Here is an 18513-nt window from a genome sequence, read left to right on the forward strand (position 1 = left end):
TGGCTTTTTTTATTTTATCATCAGACTAGTGATTCATTTCCTCTTCACCTTCCTGCATTAGAATGTGTTGTGGTGCGTAATCTTGACCAGAAATTACATATTCACCTTCTTCATTTAGCTTACTATAATCGTAAGGCCATCTATAAACGGTTGGTATAGGTCCTTCCCAATTACCATGGATATGCTTATCACCTGTAGTCCATTCTAACGTATTAGACTTCCAAGGATTTGCAGGAGCTTTTTTTCCATAGAAAATAGACTTTACAAAATTGTAAACAAAGAATAGTTGAGCAAAAGCAGTTGCAATAGCAAAATAAGTGATCAGCTTATTAGTATCTGCTAAATCATCAAAATAAGGAAAATTAGTATTTGTATAGTAACGTCTTGGTAATCCAGCCATACCTACAAAATGCATAGGGAAGAATACACCATAGGCACCAATTGCCGTTAACCAGAAATGAACATAACCCAAGTTCTTATTCATCATGCGATTAAACATCTTTGGGAACCAATGATAGACACCAGCAAAAAGACCATAAAGAGCAGATATACCCATTACTAAATGGAAGTGAGCTACAACAAAATACGTATCATGAACATTAATATCTAAAGTACTATCACCAAGAATGATTCCAGTAAGTCCGCCTGTAATAAAAGTTGAAACCAAACCGATAGAGAACAACATACCAGGATTCATTTGGAGATTACCTTTCCATAGTGTAGTTATGTAATTAAATGCTTTTACAGCTGAAGGTATTGCAATTAATAACGTAGTAAAAGTAAATACCGATCCTAAAAAAGGATTCATACCTGAAACGAACATATGGTGACCCCATACGATTGTAGATAAGAAAGCAATTGCGAGAATTGATGCAATCATTGCTCGATAACCAAAGATAGGTTTACGGGAATTAGTTGCTATCACTTCAGAGGTAATACCTAGCGCTGGCAGTAAAACAATATATACTTCTGGGTGACCAAGGAACCAGAACAAATGCTCAAACAATACAGGAGAACCACCTTGATGTGCTAAAACTTCGCCTTTGATATAAATATCAGATAAGAAAAAAGATGTTCCAAAACTTCTATCCATAATTAAAAGAAGAGCAGCTGATAATAATACAGGGAACGATACAACACCAATGATGGCAGTAACAAAAAATGCCCAAATTGTCAATGGAAGGCGTGTCATGGACATACCTTTCGTTCTAAGATTTATAACAGTTACAATGTAGTTTAGAGAACCTAAAAGTGACGAAGCGATGAATATCGCCATTGATACTAACCAAAGAGTCATCCCTAAACCAGATCCACCCATAGCCTCTGGCAACGCACTTAGTGGAGGATAAATAGTCCATCCCGCCGCAGCAGGCCCTAATTCAACAAAAAGAGATCCGATCATAATGGCAGCAGAAACCGCAAACAACCAGTAAGACACCATATTAAGAAAACCAGACGCCATATCCCTCGCCCCAATTTGCAAAGGAATTAGAAAGTTTGAAAACGTACCACTCAAACCAGCAGTAAGTACAAAAAATACCATTATTGTACCATGAATCGTTACCAATGCTAGATACATATTAGGATCCATGATGCCATCAGGAGCCCATTTACCCAATAATGCCTCAAAAACCATATTTGGCTCTCCAGGATTAGCAAGTTGCATTCTCATAAGTACCGACATTGCAATACCTATAGCACCCATAATAAGTCCAGTAATCAGATATTGCTTAGCAATCATCTTATGATCCTGAGAGAAAATATATTTCGTTACAAATGTTTCTTTGTGATGGTGGTGTCCATCATCATGTCCATGATCTGCAGTAACAGCGATAGCTTGTCCCATAATTCTAATTTTCAGCGTTAGCTAAAGTTTTTTCAAAAGTTGTTTGTGTTTCTAACCACTTATTGTAGTCCTCTTCACTTTCAACAACAATTTTCATTTGCATGTTATAGTGAGAAGCACCACATATTTTATTACAAAGAAGATAGTATTCAAATTCATACGGATCCAATGCAACATCACCTGCTACTACTAACTCTTCACTTTTTTGTCGTCTAATTTCATTAATCTTACGAACTTTTTCAGTCATAAATTCAGTAGATTTGTAATCCTCTGAAAGTACGGTAGGTGTAAATTTAAACTGAGTCACCATACCAGGAACAACATTCATTTGGGCTCTAAAATGAGGCATGTAAGCTGAGTGTAGTACATCCTGGCTCCTAAATTTGAAGAGAACAGGTCTATTAACTGGTAAATGCAATTCAGTACCAACAACATCATCCATTCCATCTTTATCTGTTGGGTCTATACCTAAAATATTAGCTCCTTCAATAAACCTTACGTTTGCATCACCTAATGTGTTATCATTACCACTGTACCTCACCTTCCAACCAAATTGATAAGCGTATACCTCAACCACCAAAGGATCATCATCTAAATTAGCATCCATAATATCATTCCATGAAAACAATCCCCATAAAATTAGACCTGCTAAGACTACTACAGGAACAGCTGTCCATATGAACTCTAATCGGTCATTGTCCGCGTAGAATAAAGCGCGCTGACCTTTCCTTCCATGATATTTATAAGAAAACCAATGTAATAAACCTTGTGTTAAAACCTGAACAATCATTATCACAACTGTTGTCAGTAACAAAAGGTCATCGTATTCACCACCATGTGCTGAAGCAGCATCTGGTAAAAAATAATCATTGTATGCTATAAAGCAATAAATCATCAATACGTAAAGTCCAATACCAAAGATGAGCATGTATTGACCCTGACGTTTATTGTCACCGTCGTTTGCTACTTCCACTGCATCTACATCGTTCTCAGGCGTTTTAGCCAGAGAGACAATTTTTGATATTTGCCAAATTGATATGACAAATAAAGCTGCTATAAATATGATTAGAAATGCTGTCATTACAGTTGTATTCTATTAATTTTAATAATGAAAATGTTTACTCTCTCCTAGATACGGATCACCTTTAGGCAATAAAGAAGCTTTGGAAATCGTGTTGAAAATATAAAATATGAACAGTCCGGCAAAGAACATGAACGCTCCTATTTCAGGAAAACCTATAAACCAAGATTCACCTACCGTAGCCGGCATTATCATAACAAAAATATCCAAATAATGTCCTACAATTATAAAAAGACCTGCTGTTACCACAAACCAATTAACACGTTTGAAATCTGAGTTCATCAATATTAATAATGGAAATAGAAAGTTAATCGCAACCATACCGAAGAAAAGTAAATTATAATCTTGAATACGAGTAACGAAATAAGTTACTTCTTCAGGAATATTGGAATACCAAATCAACATGAACTGTGAAAACCACAAATAAGTCCAAAATATACTAATACCAAACATAAATTTAGCCAAATCATGAATATGAGAATCGTTTACAAATTCCAAATAACCCTTAGACTTTAAGAAAATAGTTACTAATGCAATAGTCGTAATACCTGATACAAACATACTAGCAAAAACATACCATCCAAATAAAGTAGAAAACCAATGTGGATCAACACTCATAATCCAGTCCCATGACATAATAGACTCAGTAACGATAAAGAAAACCAAGAACATAGCACTATGTTTGAATCCTTTCTTATACCAGGCGATATCGCCGTCTTTAGCTTCGTCCTGCTTTAAACCAAACTTTCTAATATTCCAACGGTAGATATTCCAACCAACTATAAATGCTCCAGCTCTAAACAACCAAAAAGGAACATTTAAATAACCTGTTTTACCAGCAACTAACTCGTCATAATTTTCATGACCAACTACATCAATTCCTTCTTCCATCCAAACGAATAAATGGTTTACATGAAGACCAGATAATAAAAGAAGAATGAATACAATGATACCGCCTGGTAAAATATAACTTCCTACTCCTTCCATAACTCTAAATAGTACTGGGGACCAACCTGCCTGAGCCACTTTTTGCAAAGCAAGAAACACAAGAGCTCCAAGTCCAATCATGAAAAAGAAAAATGCAGCTACATAGACAGCAGACCAAGGTCTATTTTGTAATTGATGATATACATGCTCTGCATGCTCATCATCGTGGTTTACACCATGGTCAGATGAATGGTCAGTTTCGATGTGATCATTTTCAACAGTGTGAGCATCATTATAATTTTCACCATGTCCACCTCCATGAGTGGATGCTTCCAACGCTAACATCTCTTTAACTTCAGCCTCAGATCCAGGAACCGCAAAAAATCCAATACCTGTAAATAAAGCGCCGAATATCATAAGAGCGAATGCGACAATCTTTAATTTGCTTGTTACCTTATACATATATAATATCTTCTAAGGCTTAATGGCCTTCCGTTGTTGATTCGTTTTCTAAAGCAATTTGATCACTATCGTGACCTTCACTATGATTGTCACTATCAGGCAAATGATCTACCACTTTTTCCTCTGTGACAAACTCCATCCTAGGCTGTTTTTTCAAATCTCTTGTTAACGCATCAACGTGATGAGCAATTTGCCATCTTTCTTTTATTGATGTCTGAGAAGCATAAGAACCCATGTAATTTATACCGTAATACATAACATGATAAATAGAGCCCTGAGTAATCTCACGAGCATCATAACTAGGTACACCAAGAATCTTTTCTGTTTTCACTAAATGACCTTGACCATCACCCTTTGTACCGTGACATATAGCACAGTATATGTTATATAAAGCTGCACCAGTTTCGAGATTTGCTTCTGTGTATGGTAATGGGTTTTTCAGATTAGCTTTCGCGGAAGCATAACCATCATTATTATCCTCATAGTCATAAGGCAACCATCCTCTCGAAACCGAACCATCTACAGGTTTCTGTGCTTCGACATTACCTGGGAATATGTCAGCCTCCTGATAAGTCTCGTAACCTACAGACTCATACATATTCGGAAAATATTGAACACTTCTATTTGTACCAGTTGTAACAGTAGAATCATTTCCACCACAGGAAACAATTAATAATGCTACAAAAGCAAATAAGAACATTTTTAACAATCTATTCATTAGTGCGCTTCTTTGTCAATTAATTTTATCTCTACTGCACCAGTATCATAAAGAAACTTAGTCGCTTCTTCAATGTCTGCACCATGAGTATCAATTTCCATAAGAAAATGATCATCAGTAGTTCTAACATCTGGGTTTTCTGACTTTTTAAATGGCCATAATCTACTTCTCATATAGAAAGTAATAACCATAAGGTGCGCTGCAAAAAACACCGTTAACTCAAACATTATCGGAACAAAGGCCGGCATATTCTCTAAATAAGAAAAACTAGGCTTCCCTCCAATATCTTGAGGCCAATCTTCTATCATTATAAAATTCATCATGGCAGTCGCAACACATAAACCCACTATTCCATAAAGAAACGCATTGATCGCAAGACGTGTGTCTGCAATACCCATTGCTTTTTCTAGACCATGAACAGGAAACGGTGTGAACACCTCTTCAATATGATAGCGCTTATCCCTAACTTGCTTTACTGCACTTAACAAAACATCGTCATCAGTATATAAGGCATGTATTATTTTTGTTGACATAATATTTACAGTTCTATTCACCTGGATGAGCGATAGGATCTCCAGTTGAAGCTCCAGTGTTAGACGTCATTTTATCTTCTCTTAATTTCTTATACTTGCTACCGCTGGACTTTAATATAGATTTCACCTCGGCCTGAGCAATAACAGGGAATGTTCTAGAATACAATAAGAATAATACAAAGAAGAAACCAATTGTACCAATGAAAATACCAATATCTACGAACGTAGGTGAAAACATTGTCCATGAAGAAGGAAGGTAGTCCCTATGTAGTGAGGTTACGATAATAACGAACCTTTCAAACCACATCCCTATATTTACAACAATAGATATTACAAATGAAAACATTATACTTGTTCTTAACTTTTTAAACCACATGAATTGAGGTGAAAAAACATTACATGTCATCATCGACCAATACGCCCACCAATAAGGACCAGTTGCTCTATTTAAGAAAGCATACTGTTCATATTCTACACCAGAGTACCATGCAACAAACAACTCCGTTATGTATGCCACACCAACAATAGAACCGGTAATCATAATTACAATATTCATCAACTCTATATGTTGAATAGTAATATAATTCTCAAGATGAACTACCTTCCTCATAACAATAAGTAAGGTATTTACCATAGCAAAACCAGAAAATACAGCTCCAGCAACAAAATATGGTGGAAATATAGTGGTGTGCCATCCTGGTATAACAGATGTCGCAAAATCAAAAGATACGATCGTATGTACAGAAAGTACCAAAGGTGTTGCTAAACCAGCAAGAACTAAGGAGACTTCCTCAAAACGTTGCCAATCTTTAGCACGACCTGACCATCCAAAAGATAGTATACCGTATATCTTTTTATTAAAAGGAGTTATCGCCCTATCTCTTATCATTGCAAAGTCAGGCAATAAACCAGTCCACCAGAAAACAAGTGAAACCGATAAATAAGTTGAAATTGCAAATACATCCCAAAGTAAAGGTGAATTAAAGTTTACCCATAAGGAACCAAATTGATTAGGAATAGGTAAAACCCAGTAAGCTAACCATGGACGACCCATGTGAATAATAGGAAACAAACCTGCTTGGATAACCGAAAATATAGTCATCGCCTCTGCAGATCGGTTAATTGCCATTCTCCATTTTTGACGGAACAATAATAGTACAGCAGAAATAAGTGTTCCTGCGTGACCAATACCTACCCACCATACAAAATTAGTAATATCCCAAGCCCATCCAATAGTCTTGTTCAATCCCCAAACACCAATACCGGTAGAGATCGTATACGTAATACATCCTAATCCATAAAGAAAGGCAACAAGTGCGATTGTAAAAACAATCCACCATTGCTTGTTTGCCTCACCTTCTACTGGTGCCGCAATGTCTCTTGTTACATCAGAATATGTCTTATCTCCTGTAACCAGAGGTCTTCTTATGGACGCTTCATAATGAGCCATAATGTCTTGATTAGTTTTCCTAGTTAATTATATATTTCTCACTTTAACCTGATACATCACATTAGGCTCAGTTCCTACTTCCTCTAAAAGGTGATACATACGGTCTTGTTTCTTCACTTTAAAAATCTCTGATTCCTTGTCATTGATATCGCCAAATGTAATAGCTCCATTTGAACAAGCATTAGAACATGCGGTAGCAAATTCACCATCCTTAATCATACGGCCATCCTTCTTAGCTTCAAGAATAGTCATTTGAGTCATTTGTATACAAAGAGAACATTTCTCCATCACTCCACGACTTCTCACAGTAACATCAGGATTTATCACCATACGACCTAAATCGTTGTTCATGTGATAATCAAATTCATCATTACCATTGTACAAGAACCAGTTAAATCTACGGACTTTATAAGGACAGTTATTAGCACAGTAACGTGTACCAACGCATCTATTATAAGCCATATGATTCTGCCCTTGACGACCATGCGAAGATGCCGCAACTGGACAAACCGTCTCACAAGGAGCATGATTACAGTGCTGACACATTACTGGCTGGAAAGCTACCTGTGGATTATCTGCTGGAATCTCTAATTCACCAAAACCAGCTAAAGAACCATTATCACTAAACAAACCTAATCCGTCAAAACCATCTTTTTTAGCCTCATCGTCTTCAAAACTGTCTGTCGATGAATAATATCTATCAATACGCAACCAATGCATATCTCTAGATTTTCTTACCTCAGACTTTCCTACAACAGGAACATTATTCTCTGCATGACAAGCTACAACACAAGCACCACAACCAGTACAAGCGTTTAAGTCAATAGACATATTAAAATGATGTCCAGTAGACCTATCAAAACTAGCCCAAAGATCAACATCCGGGGATGTCACAGGAGTTTCAATATGATTCAATGAAACTTCTGGCATAGGATTAAACTCATCCTTATGACCTGAAATATATGTTGCGAGATCGGTTTCACGAATTATATCGCGACCCATCATTGTATTTTGTAATTGTGTACAAGCAAACTCGTGAGTATCTCCTGCATCCTTAACGGTAACCGTCTGAACAGAAATACCATCTTTATAAAAAGGATAAGCATTTACTCCAGTTTGCATTTCTTCTTGAATTGCAGCAGTCTGACCATAACCTAAAGCAATACCAATTGTTCCGACTGCCTGACCTGGCTGAATAAGCGCTGGCAATTTTCTTTCAACACCACTTAAACTAACAGTAACATAACTTCCGTCTAGAGCACCATTAGCTACATTTTCATTAACAACACCTAGCGTTTCAGCATCAGCTTGAGAAATAGTAACATAATTATCCCATGTGGTTCTAGTAATAGGATCAGGCAACTCTTGTAACCAAGGATTGTTTGCCATTGAACCATCACCTAAACCAGTCTTAGTGTATAGCGTAAGTTCAAAACCAGACTCTTTCTTAGCATTAGCCAAAGACGATAAAGCAGATGCATTAGAAATAACCTTTGACTGCTCAACATTAGAACTATCATCGCTAAAAACAACACCTGAAGATTTGTAAAAACCATCTTGTAAAGATTTGTTCCAATTAGAACCAGCAGAAATAACGATCTCTTTCAACACATCTTTATAAGAAGTGTTACTACCAGACCACTTCAATAAAGTTTCCTCAACTTGACGTGTATCAAAAATAGGTTTTATTGTTGGCTGTGTTAAAAATACATGCCCTTTCTTAATTTCCGTATCACCCCAAGACTCTAAGAAATGAGGAACAGTTGCTACATAATCACACTTTGCAGCTGTTGCATTCATAGATGAAGCAAACGATACTTTTAAAGCAACTTTTGATAACGCTTTCGCGAAAGCATCACTCTCACTATAACTATAAACCGGATCAACACCCGCAATAAAAATTGCACCAACGTTTCCAGCATTCATATCCTTAATCAACGACTCTACCGCCTTACGATCACCTTGACGTGTCATAATAGGAGCATTAGTGTCAACAATTGAAGAACTTAATGCGTTATTTATAGCAATAGTTAACTGTTGAGCATCCCTATCAGGAATACCACAAAGCAGAACACCTTTACTACCAGCTCTTTTAAGACTTATAGCCGTTTGTTCTACTGATTTAGAAATCTTATCTGAAAGCGCAACAGAAGAACTACCGCCAACTATCTTACTGTAAAGTGCAGCAAGAATATGTTTCTGTTCCGTTGGTGTTACTGGATAACGCTTATCAGCGTTAGCGCCAGAAAGAGTCATATTTGCCTCATACTGAATATGATGAGACATTTTACCGTTATTAGGAACACGAGAATGCGCATAACCTTTATCAAATCCACCACCTTGCCAGTCACCTACAAAATCAGCACCTATTGAAACAATCGTAGCAGCTTTAGTAAAGTCATAATCTGCTAAAGCGCGAACTCCATATTTAGCTTCAAAAGCGTCGAGAGAAGCATCCTCACTAACAGTGTCATAAGTAACAACACGTACATTTGAATATTTATCTTTAAGCTGAGAAATTATTGACGTCATCGATGGACTTGCATACGTACGTGCAAGAACGACTAACTCCTTACCATTTAATTGATTTAACTTAGCAGAGACTTGATTATCAAGCTCTTCCCAAGTAGATTCTGCTCCATTTACCATTGGAGTCTTTAAACGATTATTATCATATAAAGATAAAACAGATGCATGAACACGCGCATTTGCATGACCACGAAAAGCAGCATCTCTATTACTCTCTATTTTGATAGGACGCCCTTCACGTGTTTTGACCAAAACACTAGCAAAATCATAACCATTAGCAATCGTTGTTGCATAATAATTAGCCATTCCTGGAATAATTTGCTCTGGTTGATTCACATAAGGAACCGAGTAAAGAACAGGACCTTCACAGGCAGCAAGTGAGGCTGCAGCTGTACTGAATCCTACGTATTTTAAGAAATCACGTCGAGAGGTATTTGAGCCTTCCATCGCCTGATCGTTTCCTAAAAACTCATCAGAAGGAATAGGACTAGCAAACTCATTTTGCTCGAGATTTTTTACCATCTCATTGCTTTCATCAAGTTGCGCTGTACTTTTCCAGTATTTTTTAGTAGTAGCCATAAATATCTAAAACTATATGATTAGTAGTGGCATTTACCACATTCAAGTCCACCTAAATCTGCAATAGTCAATTGGCGACCACCGCGAGCTTCAGAAAGTTCTTTGTGAATTTTTTCATAATAACCGTTACCTTGAAGATCTACATTAGTCTCTCGGTGACAGTTGATACACCATCCCATTGTTAATGGTGAATATTGGTACATGATCTCCATTTCTTCAACAGGACCATGACAAGTTTGACAAGCTATGTTACCGGCAGTAACGTGTTGAGCATGATTAAAATAAGCTAGATCTGGTAAGTTATGTATACGAACCCATCGAACCGGCTTCTCCTCTCCAACAAATTTCTGCTCTTCACTATCCCATCCAGTTGCAGCGTATAATTTCTGGATTTCTTTATTATAATCTATCCCATATTCATCCATACCTTCTTGATATGTTGACTCTGCCACTTCACCAATAGATTTATGACAGTTCATACAAACGTTTAATGAAGGAATCCCAGAATGCTTTGACTCTCGGGCACTAGAGTGACAATAGTTACAATCTATCTGACTTGCACCAGCATGAATCCTATGAGAATAATGGATAGGCTGAACAGGAGCGTAACCTTGATCAACACCAACACTCATTAAAGCACCATAAGCAAAATAAGCACTAGCTAACAAAAGAAATATCGCAGACACTAAGACCAAAAATTGATTTTGAACAAATGCCTTCCAAATAGGAGTTCGCTGCTCACCTTCCTCTTCATCAAATTCAGTTTGAATTCCATTAGCTTCTGCAAAACGCTTTAGAGTCTTGTTAACAACAATCAAAAGAACCACTAAAAGTAACAATACAATGGCAAGAGCACCTAGTATAATATTGTTAGTCATAGACATATCGACCGTACCAGAAACTGCAACATTTTCTGAACCTGCAATGGCAGCTGTTGGAACAGGCTTTTCTGTATCTGTATAGGCTAATATATTATCAATGTCTAGGTTACTGAGCTGCTCAAAAGAATTCATATTCTGCTGACCGTACTCGTTATAAATAGCAACCGCTTGAGCATCTCCCGAAGCAATCAATTTAGCAGAGTTTTTAATCCACTTATACAACCACTCGCGTTCATACTTTTGACTCACCTGAAAAAGAGCAGGTCCTACCGCTTTTTTGTACAGTTTATGACATGAAGCACAGTTGGCTTTAAAAAGCGCCTCTCCTAACGCCGCGTCTCCGCTACTACTCGCCTCTACAGGTACTGCGGGCTCACCATCTATGGTGGCAGCTTCTTGCCCCTGTACACTTAAAGAATTAAGTAGTACAAAAACGAAAGCTAACAAAAACTGCCATGCAGAAAAATGTAATTTCCTATTTATCATCTTGCTTAATGAATATTACAATAACTTTGGCACAATAATTACGGTATTTTACCGTATCGTAAATGCTTCTGCAAAAATAGGTCATAAATCGTTTATTTTTGCATCGGATAAAATGAAGAAAATAATTTATAATAATTCTAAATAAATTCGCTTTCGCGAAAGCGAAATAACAACATAACGCCTATGGAATATACAAAAAACATCAAATCAATCTTACTCTTTCTAAGCTTGTTTTCAACTGCATTTCAAGGATTTGCACAGAGTTATAAACCTGTAAACAAGCCAAAATTAGATGAGCTTGTTTCAACAAAAATAGCCATGGATCGATCTGGTGATTTTAAAGATCGATTTACTATTCAATTATTTTATGGTGAAAGGGACAAAGCAATAGACATAAAACAAAAGTATGACGCTTTAGATCTACCTTGGAAATCAGAATTAAAATGGGAATCACCATATCATAAAATATGGGTAGGAACCTATAGGAGTAGATTAGAAGCAGACCGAGCATTGCTTAAAATAAAGGAAGATTACAAAGATGCGTTTATATTAAAACCATAAATATCATCACTTTTAAATATTGACATTATACCTTTTTAGAATGTCATAATCAAAAATTTAAGCTCAATGGGATAAAACCATTGAGTTTTTTCATTTACAGTCACTAAACAAGTAAATAAATGAAATTATAACACATTATTGAAAACAAACCAGAACAAATAAAATTTCAAAATATTCAATAATCAGAATTCACTTTAAACCAAGGTATGACAACTTAATGTCATCTTCAATATAAGCTTGCCAATCGCAACAATGAACTCCTAACATACTCAATGAAATTAAATAACAATTATTATTGTGACATTAATTTATTTCTAAGATAATAAATTGTTATTCATGTAAATCACTATAATATCAATCATGATAGTTCGCAAAACAAGAAGACATGCATTCATATAAGAATATTTAAAACCTTCAATTGCTGATCCAACATAGTATTAACACCAGAAGTTACTTGATAAAAAATAAAATAAGAGCTGCTATATTGAGATGAAAACTCTTGGATTTTCTATATTCTTAGAACTAGTAAAAAAGCATCATATAAAATAATACGATAAACGTATAAATATCATACCACAATAAAAAAGCGCCTTCATTAAAATGAAGGCGCTTTTGTTGTATAACTAATTTAAGATTACTTAAGAGTCTTTTTGACCTCGACTTCTCTAAAGGATTCTAAAATATCACCTTCTTGTAAGTCGTTATAGTTTTTAATCTGCATACCACACTCGTAACCTTTAGCCACCTCTTTCACGTCATCTTTGAAACGTTTAAGAGCAACTAATTCTCCGGTGTAAACGACAATTCCATCTCTAATCAATCTCACTCCACCGTTTCTGTAGATTTTACCATCAGTAACCATACAACCTGCAATTGTACCGATTTTAGAAATCTTAAAGGTTTGTCTTACTTCTGCGTTACCAGTGATCTCCTCCTTAAGTTCTGGAGAAAGCATTCCTTCCATTGCATCTTTCAGGTCATTGATCGCATCATAAATAATTGAATAAGTACGAATATCAACCTCTTCTCTATCAGCTACAATTCTTGCATTACCTTGAGGCCTTACATTAAATCCTATTATTATGGCATCTGAAGCTGTTGCTAACAATACGTCACTTTCTGTAATCGCTCCAACACCTTTGTGTATAATATTAACTTGAATTTCTTCAGTAGACAACTTTTGGAATGAATCTGTTAAGGCCTCAACAGAACCATCAACATCACCTTTAAGAATCAGGTTCAACTCCTGGAAGTCTCCTAATGCTATACGACGGCCGATCTCATCTAAGGATAGTGTTTTCTGAGTTCTTACAGATTGTTCACGTTGTAATTGTGTGCGTCTTGCTGCAATTGACTTAGCTTCACGCTCATCATCAAACACATTGAATTTATCACCTGCTTGAGGAGCACCATCCAATCCTAAGATAGAAACTGGAGTAGCCGGACCAGCAGCTAGTACGTCATTTCCACGTTCATCTTGCATCGCCTTAATCTTACCATGTCTAGGACCAGCAAGGACATAATCACCGACTTTAAGAGTACCTGCTTGAACAAGTATGGTAGAGACATAACCACGACCTTTATCCAAAAATGCTTCAACAACAGTTCCAGTTGCCGGCTTATTAGGATTTGCCTTTAAATCCAACAACTCAGCTTCAAGAAGGACTTTCTCAAGTAATTCCTTGACTCCTGTACCTACTTTAGCTGAAATATCGTGAGACTGTATTTTTCCACCCCAATCCTCTACTAATAAATTCATTTGAGCAAGACCTTCTTTAATCCTTTCTGGATTAGCGTCTGGCTTGTCAATTTTGTTTATAGCAAATACTATTGGAACTCCTGCAGCCTGTGCATGGGATATAGCTTCTTTAGTCTGTGGCATGATATCATCATCTGCCGCAGCAACAATAATTGCAATATCTGTTACTTGAGCACCACGGGCACGCATTGCGGTAAACGCTTCGTGACCTGGAGTATCTAGAAATGCGATTTTCTGACCATTATCTAACTCTACTCCATATGCGCCGATATGCTGAGTAATCCCACCACTTTCACCTGCAATAACATTTTCTTTTCTAATATAATCAAGAAGAGATGTTTTACCGTGATCTACGTGACCCATAACGGTAACAATAGGCGCACGAGTAACTAAATCTTCTTCCTTATCTACATCTTCTGCAATACTTTCTTCAATATCAGCATTTACAAATTCCACTTCAAAACCAAATTCCTCAGCAACGATAGACATTGTCTCTGCATCAAGTCTTTGATTCATAGTAACCATCATTCCTAATGACATACAAGCACCAATAACTTTGTTTACAGGAACATCCATCATAATCGATAAATCGCTAACCGTTACAAATTCTGTTACCTGTAATGACTTATCTTCTGCTTGTGCTTGTTCTGCTGCATCAACTTTATCACGGTGTCTATCACGCTTTTGACGACGGTTTTTAGCCCCTTTGTTAGAAGACTTTCCTTGAAGTTTTTCTAAGGTTTCTCTAACTTGTTTTTGAATTTCTTCATCAGTAGGCTCTTCTTTAACAATGTTTTTACGACCGGCAGAACCAGAACCTGTTCCACCACGTCTATTGTTATTTCCACCGCGTTTTGCAGCACCTCCACTAGAACCAGGCGCACCTGGCTTAGAAATACGCTTGCGCTTGCCTCTGTTTGTATCGGCAGCCTTTTTCTTTGGCTTAGCAAATTGAGAAAGGTCTATTTTCTTTCCAGTAACTTTTAAACCACCTAGTTTTTTATACTCGGTTTTAATCACCTCGGATTCTTGACCTTCTGAGATAGTAGTTGTCTCAGAAATTTCGGTCACTGGAGCATCTATTGATGCATCATTGGTTGTATCTTGATCTACAACAACTTTATTCTTTTCCTCATCCACTGGCTTTTCTACTTTCGGAGTATCTTTTGCAACCTCCTTGGTGTTGGCAGCTTTTGGCTTAGCCTTCGACTTAGTCTTTGGCTTACTCTTTTTAGACCCTAGATCAATTTTACCCTTAACAGTAGTACCTACTACTTTAGGCCTATTAGAAACCTGCTCAATAGCTTTGGACTCTTCAGCTGCAGGTTCTTTAGCCTCTACATCTTTAGTCGGTTTATCTATTGGCTCAGGCGTTTCATTTGCAGGTTCAATAGGATTTTGAGTTTGCTCAGTGGACTGTTCAGCTTTTTTACCGGCATCAAGATCTACTTTACCAACTTGCTTCAGACCATCAAGAGAGGCTTTTGCCTTAATAACCTCTTGTTGTCTTTTCTGTTTTTCCTCTAGTTCTTTTTCTCGCTGCAATCGCAATTCTTCTTGTTCTTTGCGACGTTCAGCACCTACTTCCTTTGAGGCAACTTTTTTGCTTTTGTCAGTTTGAAACTCATCCGCTAGTGCTTGATAAACGCTTCCGTCTATTTTCGTGGTAGGACGAGCCTCGATTTCAATTCCTTTGGAATTGAGATACTCCACAGCACGATCTAAAGAGATGTTAAATTCTCTTAGAACTTTGTTGAGTCTCATATTTTTTACTTCAGCCATAAAATGGTTCAGGATTGACTTTAATTTTAATCTTCAAATTCTGCCCTAAGAATTCTAACAACATCTAGTACTGTTTCATCCTCAAGGTCTGTACGTTTTATTAAGTCAGCAACGTCTTGCTCTAGAACACTTTTGGCAGTATCCAGTCCTATCTTACTTAATTCTTCAATGACCCATCCGTCGATCACATCTTTAAATTCAGTTAACTCTACGTCTTCTTCTCCACCTTCTCTTATCACATCAATATCATAGCCAGTTAATTTACCAGCTAATCTAATATTGTGACCTCTTCTACCTATTGCTTTAGAAACCTCTTCAGGATTTAGACGCACTTCAGCTTTCTTAGTCTCTTCATTTAAGGTGATGGATATGATTTTAGCTGGACTTAACGCCCTTGCAATATACAATTGCATATTTGATGTATAATTGATTACATCGATATTCTCATTACCTAATTCACGAACAATTCCATGAATACGTGAACCCTTCACTCCTACACAAGCCCCAACTGGGTCTATACGATCATCATAGCTATCAACAGCTACTTTAGCTTTTTCTCCTGGCTCTCTAACAACAGCTTTGACAGAAATAACACCATCAAAAACTTCTGGAATCTCCTGTTCAAACAGTTTTTCTAGAAACTTTGGCGAAGTTCTTGACAATATAATGTTAGGCTTATTGCCTCTCAACTCAACACTTTCTATTACACCACGTACATTTTCACCTTTCCTAAAAAAGTCAGAAGGTATCTGTCTATCTTTAGGCATGATAATCTCATTACCGTCATCATCAAGTAAGATAATAGCTCTATGTCTTATGTGATGCACTTCTGCATTATAAAGTTCGCCTTCTAACTCCTTAAAATGCTTAAAGATATTAGTGTTATCGTGTTCATGAATTTTTGAAATTAGATTTTGTCTTAACGCAAGAATTGCACGACGTCCCAATTGTATTAACTTCACTTCTTCTGCAACATCTTCACCTACTTCATAATCTGGCTCAATTTTTTGAGCTTCAGTAAGAGATATTTCTGAATTATCGTCTTCCACCTCATCATCTGCGACAACAACACGATTACGCCAGATCTCTAAATCTCCTTTGTCTGGATTAATGATAATATCAAAGTTGTCATCTTCACCATACTTTCTTTTCAAGGCGGCTCTAAAAACATCTTCTAAGATCGCCATCAATGTGACACGATCTATCATTTTATCATCTTTAAACTCAGAAAAAGACTCGATCAATGCGAGATTTTCCATACTACTTTTTAATTAAATTTTATAACAACTTTCGCTTGCTTAATATCTTCATATTTCAAGGTCCATTCTTTTTGAACAGTAACCTTACCCTTACCTACCGGCTTGGGCTCCCGTGCTTTCCAGGTAATAGTTACAACTTCATCATTTGCTATCGTTAAAAGTCCCGTTTCCGTTCTTTTATCACGATCTACAATTTGAATATCTCGGCCTATATTCTTGATAAACTGCCTAGAAGAACTCAAAGGAGACGATGCACCTGCACTTAATACTTCTATAGAAAAATCATACTCCTCTCTATCTAGATTATGTTCAACCGCTCTAGAAAAGAACATACAGTCTGACAACTTCACTCCTTCATCACCATCAATAACAACCTTTATCTCATTACCAGCACCCATTTTGAAATCAATCAAAAATAAATCTGGACGTTCTTCAAACGCCGCGTTTAGTAATTCTTCTACTTTTTCTTTCAACATATTTATAAAAAGAGGGGACTTTTTGTCCCCTCACATTTGTTCAAATACTTTGCAAATATACTATTTTTTTAAGCATTTCCAAAGGCTTAAAAAACAGAACGATAAACTTAGTTTTTTTTGTATCTTTAAGTGATCAAAATTCAACCACTATGAAAAAAATTATTGTCCCAACAGACTTTTCAATTCAGGCTGAAAATGCGTTGAGAGTTGCAGCAGATATAGCTCGTGAAAACAATGGTGAACTTTTTCTATTACATCAATTAGACCTACCATTACACTTAGCAAATAACGCCAGTTCAAATCTTCCTGAGGCAGTTTTTTTTATGAAACTGGCTAAAGAAAAATTTGACAACCTCCTTAAAGCAGATTTTTTACAAGGTGTAACCATTCATGGAGATGTAGAAACTGGAGCCGCTTTTAGTGGTATCATGGACACCGTTAAAAGACATAATGCAGATCTGATAGTAATGGGAAGCCATGGCGCAGAAGGTATGCGTAATTTATTCATAGGCTCTAATGCAGAAAAAGTAGTGCGCAATTCTGAAGTACCAGTGCTAGTAGTTAAGGATCGTAAAAATAGACTTGATGTAAATGAATTTATTTTTGCTACCGATTTAGATCCTGAATCAACAAGTGCATTGCAAGAAGCAGATAAATTTGCTAAAAACACAAATTGCAACCTACATCTGTTATATGTAAACACGCCATCTAACTTCTTAACAACCAGAAAAGCAGAAGCGATGATGAGTGAATACCTAAAAAACGTCAATGTAGTTCCTGGAGAATGCACTATATATAATGACACATCAGTAGAAGAAGGAGTTTTTAATTATACCAAAGACGTAAAAGGAGACTTGATAGGGATGGCAAATCATGGTAGACGCGGTTTATCGCATTTTTTTAACGGAAGCGTTAGTGAAGATGTTGTAAACCACTCTAGTTTGCCTGTAATTACTTTTAGGATCAAATAAGATTAAAATTATTCCGCTCTCGCGAAAGCAAAAAAAAGAACCAAAAAAAAATCCCGATTCAATGAAGAATCGGGTTTTACTTGTTGTCCCACAAGGACTCGAACCTTGAATGACGGTACCAAAAACCGGAGTGTTACCATTACACCATGGGACAAAATCGGTTGCAAATTTATAACAATTCTCAAATTGAGCAAATAAAAATCGTAAAAAAAT

At 36.6% G+C, this 18513-nt stretch carries 13 protein-coding genes and 1 tRNA gene; 2 read left to right on the plus strand and 12 right to left on the minus strand.

Going from position 1 to position 18513, the window contains the following annotated elements; all coding sequences use genetic code 11:
* Positions 1-25 precede the first annotated feature (25 nt).
* The 8 genes from ACTF54_RS01490 to ACTF54_RS01525 are packed head-to-tail and all read right to left on the minus strand — an operon-like array spanning position 26 to position 11492.
* A complete protein-coding gene (locus ACTF54_RS01490) occupies positions 26-1846 on the minus strand; it encodes a cytochrome c oxidase subunit I (protein ID WP_438968569.1) in 1821 nt (606 codons plus the stop codon).
* 4 nt (positions 1847-1850) lie between these two features.
* Complete coding sequence (locus tag ACTF54_RS01495) at positions 1851-2927, minus strand: cytochrome c oxidase subunit II (RefSeq protein WP_347196297.1); 1077 nt, start codon at positions 2925-2927, stop codon at positions 1851-1853.
* A gap of 21 nt (positions 2928-2948) precedes the next feature.
* Positions 2949-4316 carry a quinol:cytochrome C oxidoreductase gene (locus tag ACTF54_RS01500; RefSeq protein ID WP_438968570.1) on the minus strand — a complete coding sequence of 456 codons (1368 nt, stop codon included), beginning with the start codon at positions 4314-4316 and terminating at the stop codon, positions 2949-2951.
* A gap of 19 nt (positions 4317-4335) precedes the next feature.
* The gene (locus tag ACTF54_RS01505; RefSeq protein WP_347196299.1) at positions 4336-5034 is read right to left on the minus strand and encodes a c-type cytochrome; all 699 of its coding nucleotides are present in this window, start codon (positions 5032-5034) and stop codon (positions 4336-4338) included.
* Positions 5034-5567 carry a DUF3341 domain-containing protein gene (locus ACTF54_RS01510; RefSeq protein ID WP_347196300.1) on the minus strand — a complete coding sequence of 178 codons (534 nt, stop codon included), beginning with the start codon at positions 5565-5567 and terminating at the stop codon, positions 5034-5036. The genes ACTF54_RS01505 and ACTF54_RS01510 overlap by 1 nt, the downstream gene beginning before the upstream one ends.
* A gap of 13 nt (positions 5568-5580) precedes the next feature.
* Positions 5581-7017: an NrfD/PsrC family molybdoenzyme membrane anchor subunit gene (gene nrfD / locus ACTF54_RS01515; protein ID WP_347196301.1), complete on the minus strand. Its 1437-nt coding sequence runs from the start codon at positions 7015-7017 to the stop codon at positions 5581-5583.
* Positions 7018-7044: 27 nt separating this feature from the next.
* Positions 7045-10125 (minus strand): TAT-variant-translocated molybdopterin oxidoreductase, encoded by a 3081-nt coding sequence (locus ACTF54_RS01520; RefSeq protein WP_438968571.1) that lies wholly within the window; start codon positions 10123-10125, stop codon positions 7045-7047.
* Positions 10126-10145: 20 nt separating this feature from the next.
* Positions 10146-11492 carry a c-type cytochrome gene (locus ACTF54_RS01525; RefSeq protein ID WP_438968572.1) on the minus strand — a complete coding sequence of 449 codons (1347 nt, stop codon included), beginning with the start codon at positions 11490-11492 and terminating at the stop codon, positions 10146-10148.
* A gap of 183 nt (positions 11493-11675) precedes the next feature.
* Here ACTF54_RS01525 and ACTF54_RS01530 point away from each other — a divergent pair, with 183 nt between their 5' ends.
* Positions 11676-12053 carry an SPOR domain-containing protein gene (locus ACTF54_RS01530; protein ID WP_347196304.1) on the plus strand — a complete coding sequence of 126 codons (378 nt, stop codon included), beginning with the start codon at positions 11676-11678 and terminating at the stop codon, positions 12051-12053.
* 634 nt (positions 12054-12687) lie between these two features.
* Here ACTF54_RS01530 and infB read toward each other — a convergent pair.
* The 3 genes from infB to rimP are packed head-to-tail and all read right to left on the minus strand — an operon-like array spanning position 12688 to position 17329.
* Positions 12688-15594 (minus strand): translation initiation factor IF-2, encoded by a 2907-nt coding sequence (gene infB / locus ACTF54_RS01535; RefSeq protein ID WP_347196305.1) that lies wholly within the window; start codon positions 15592-15594, stop codon positions 12688-12690.
* Between the two features lie 26 nt (positions 15595-15620).
* On the minus strand, positions 15621-16853 hold the full coding sequence (gene nusA / locus ACTF54_RS01540) for a transcription termination factor NusA (protein ID WP_347196306.1): 1233 nt from the start codon (positions 16851-16853) through the stop codon (positions 15621-15623).
* A gap of 8 nt (positions 16854-16861) precedes the next feature.
* On the minus strand, positions 16862-17329 hold the full coding sequence (gene rimP, locus ACTF54_RS01545) for a ribosome assembly cofactor RimP (RefSeq protein ID WP_347196307.1): 468 nt from the start codon (positions 17327-17329) through the stop codon (positions 16862-16864).
* A 149-nt stretch (positions 17330-17478) separates the two neighbouring features.
* Between rimP and ACTF54_RS01550 the strand changes: the two genes are divergently transcribed.
* Positions 17479-18300, plus strand: a complete 822-nt coding sequence (locus ACTF54_RS01550) for a universal stress protein (protein ID WP_347196308.1) — start codon at positions 17479-17481, stop codon at positions 18298-18300.
* 83 nt (positions 18301-18383) lie between these two features.
* Here ACTF54_RS01550 and ACTF54_RS01555 read toward each other — a convergent pair.
* A tRNA-Gln gene (locus tag ACTF54_RS01555) sits at positions 18384-18454 on the minus strand.
* Positions 18455-18513 lie beyond the last annotated feature (59 nt).

Origin of the sequence: Nonlabens sp., from assembly GCF_965657255.1 — a bacterium.
GTDB lineage: Bacteria > Bacteroidota > Bacteroidia > Flavobacteriales > Flavobacteriaceae > Nonlabens.

Excerpts from the sequence above, each read along its gene's own strand:
- ACTF54_RS01490 (WP_438968569.1), bottom strand. The coding sequence starts at position 1,846 with ATGGGACAAGCTATCGCTGTTACTGCAGATCATGGACATGATGATGGA.
- ACTF54_RS01495 (WP_347196297.1), bottom strand. The coding sequence starts at position 2,927 with ATGACAGCATTTCTAATCATATTTATAGCAGCTTTATTTGTCATATCA.
- ACTF54_RS01500 (WP_438968570.1), bottom strand. The coding sequence starts at position 4,316 with ATGTATAAGGTAACAAGCAAATTAAAGATTGTCGCATTCGCTCTTATG.
- ACTF54_RS01505 (WP_347196299.1), bottom strand. The coding sequence starts at position 5,034 with ATGAATAGATTGTTAAAAATGTTCTTATTTGCTTTTGTAGCATTATTA.
- ACTF54_RS01510 (WP_347196300.1), bottom strand. The coding sequence starts at position 5,567 with ATGTCAACAAAAATAATACATGCCTTATATACTGATGACGATGTTTTG.
- nrfD (WP_347196301.1), bottom strand. The coding sequence starts at position 7,017 with ATGGCTCATTATGAAGCGTCCATAAGAAGACCTCTGGTTACAGGAGAT.
- ACTF54_RS01520 (WP_438968571.1), bottom strand. The coding sequence starts at position 10,125 with ATGGCTACTACTAAAAAATACTGGAAAAGTACAGCGCAACTTGATGAA.
- ACTF54_RS01525 (WP_438968572.1), bottom strand. The coding sequence starts at position 11,492 with ATGATAAATAGGAAATTACATTTTTCTGCATGGCAGTTTTTGTTAGCT.
- ACTF54_RS01530 (WP_347196304.1), top strand. The coding sequence starts at position 11,676 with ATGGAATATACAAAAAACATCAAATCAATCTTACTCTTTCTAAGCTTG.
- infB (WP_347196305.1), bottom strand. The coding sequence starts at position 15,594 with ATGGCTGAAGTAAAAAATATGAGACTCAACAAAGTTCTAAGAGAATTT.
- nusA (WP_347196306.1), bottom strand. The coding sequence starts at position 16,853 with ATGGAAAATCTCGCATTGATCGAGTCTTTTTCTGAGTTTAAAGATGAT.
- rimP (WP_347196307.1), bottom strand. The coding sequence starts at position 17,329 with ATGTTGAAAGAAAAAGTAGAAGAATTACTAAACGCGGCGTTTGAAGAA.
- ACTF54_RS01550 (WP_347196308.1), top strand. The coding sequence starts at position 17,479 with ATGAAAAAAATTATTGTCCCAACAGACTTTTCAATTCAGGCTGAAAAT.